This window comes from Parafrankia sp. FMc2 (genome assembly GCF_041008525.1).
GTDB lineage: Bacteria > Actinomycetota > Actinomycetes > Frankiales > Frankiaceae > Parafrankia.
The window spans coordinates 1-1,157 of the sequence record NZ_JBFLUG010000417.1; the positions used below are offsets into that span (position 1 = coordinate 1).

The 1,157-nt window shown below is 66.3% G+C and carries 1 protein-coding gene; it reads left to right on the top strand.

Annotated features, from left to right (window positions below; genetic code table 11):
* Nucleotides 1-201: 201 nt before the first annotated feature.
* On the top strand, nt 202-1,157 hold a 956-nt coding region (locus AB1460_RS37655), incomplete at its 3' end, for an IS110 family transposase (RefSeq protein WP_368967353.1).

Consider the following 1,157-nt stretch of genomic DNA (forward strand, 5'->3'; position numbering starts at 1 on the left):
TGCGAGCATCATGTTGTCGCTGCCACGCTGGTCTGACCCTTGTTACGACCGGCCTCTCGGGTGCCCTGGCGTTGATCTGTCGGCCGGCGTGGCGGCGACCTCTGGACCGCTGGCCGGGCGGGCAGTGACCTGATAGAAGCCTGATCGCAGCAGGGTCTCATCGCAGTCCTGTCCGCCCGCCCGACCAGCGGGATGTGACCGGTGATCCGTGAGGAGATCAGCCAGCCGATGTCCAGCATGATGCTTTCCCGCGACGATGTCATCGTCGGTGTCGATACCCACAAGGACCAGCATGTAGCCGTGCTGCTTGACGGTCTCGGGGGCCGTCTCGCGGACCTGGTGCTTCCGGCAACCGTGGCTGGTTTCGAGATGCTGCTCGCGTTCTGTTTGGCCCGGGTATCTGGCCCGGGGCGACTTGTTGCCTTTGGCGTCGAGGGAACCAGCTCCTACGGTATGGGGCTGGCACGTTTCCTGCGTAGACACGGCCATGAGGTGCGGGAGGTCAGCCGTCCACCGCGTATGGGCGAGCGTCGTCGAGTGGGTAAGACCGACACGATCGACGCCGAGCATGCCGCCCGAGAGATCATCTCTGGTGCGTCGACCGCGACCCCGAAGACGGCCGACGGGGCGGTCGAGGCACTTCGTCTGATCAAGGTTGCCCGGGACACGGCGGTGAAGGCCCAGTCCGCAGCCATGATCACGTTGAAGGCGACGTTGGTGACCGCCGACGACGAACTTCGGGGCGTCCTGGAGCCGCTCACCGACCACCGGCTCATCGAGGCCTGCGCGGCGCTGGAGTGCGTGGGAGCGCCGACGACGCCCGAGAAGGCGATGCGGCACGTGCTGGCCTCGCTGGCACGGCGATGGCTGAGCCTGCACAAGGAAGTCACATCATTGAGCTGGCACCTCAAGCAGCAGACGAAGGCTGCCGCCCCACGGCTGGTCGAAGCAGTGGGGATCGGCCCGGACACCGCCGCGGAGATGCTGCTGGCCGCCGGAGATAACACCGACCGGATCCGCTCGGAATCCGCTTTCGCGAAGCTCTGCGGCGTGAGCCCTATTCCGGCGTCCTCCGGGAGAACGCACCGGCATCGACTCAACCGCGGCGGGAACCGTCAGGCCAACGCCGCGCTCTATCGAACAGTCATCGTCCGCAT